The organism is Phaeocystidibacter marisrubri, assembly GCF_008933165.1.
GTDB classification, from domain to species: domain Bacteria; phylum Bacteroidota; class Bacteroidia; order Flavobacteriales; family Schleiferiaceae; genus Phaeocystidibacter; species Phaeocystidibacter marisrubri.
The window spans coordinates 1-515 of the sequence record NZ_WBVQ01000018.1 but is presented as its reverse complement, the minus strand read 5'-3'; the positions used below and the strand labels follow the sequence as shown (position 1 = coordinate 515).

Below are 515 nucleotides of genomic sequence, written 5' to 3'. Positions count from 1 at the left end.
TGCACTAACTCTATTTGTCAAGCAACTCACTAATAAACCATGAAGAAAAGCATCCTCGCCATTGCGTCAATTGCCGTGCTTCTAGCGTCCGCTACTCAATGTAGTAAAAGCCCGGAAGCGGCTTACACTGTCTCAACATGGGTTGAGACAATAGGTGGATTCATTTTCCAAAACCTATCACTTGTTATTCCATTCGTTACAGGGGTTCTCTTAGCCACCTTCCGTGACTTTCTTAAGTTTTCTGCACTTTTCAAATCCAAAACCAACCATGAACATCACTAAGAAATCAATCAAGATTGATATTGAGGCGGTCTCAGGCTTACCTACAGACCGCGCATTGACAGGCCAAGAGATCACTCCAGGAACAGAGGTCTATATCGATCTTGAGAATTCAGAAACATACTACGTGATTGGAGAAGATCCAAATCGTACGTACCGGTACGATGGTATAGCCATTCCCAAAGCTATTCAAGAGATGGATAAGCAGAGGCAAGCATCTAAAAAAGTCAATTGAA

Annotated in this window: 2 protein-coding genes; both read left to right on the top strand. The window is 42.5% G+C overall.

Features of this window, described 5'->3' with window-relative positions; translation table 11 throughout:
- The first annotated feature begins 39 nt into the window (after positions 1-39).
- Positions 40-282 (top strand): hypothetical protein, encoded by a 243-nt coding sequence (locus F8C82_RS14680; protein WP_151694382.1) that lies wholly within the window; start codon positions 40-42, stop codon positions 280-282.
- A complete protein-coding gene (locus F8C82_RS14675) occupies positions 269-514 on the top strand; it encodes a hypothetical protein (RefSeq protein WP_151694381.1) in 246 nt (81 codons plus the stop codon). The genes F8C82_RS14680 and F8C82_RS14675 overlap by 14 nt, the downstream gene beginning before the upstream one ends.
- Position 515 lies beyond the last annotated feature (1 nt).

Bases quoted from the DNA above. Each gene is read 5' to 3' on its own strand.
- F8C82_RS14680 (WP_151694382.1), top strand. From the start codon at position 40: ATGAAGAAAAGCATCCTCGCCATTGCGTCAATTGCCGTGCTTCTAGCG.
- F8C82_RS14675 (WP_151694381.1), top strand. From the start codon at position 269: ATGAACATCACTAAGAAATCAATCAAGATTGATATTGAGGCGGTCTCA.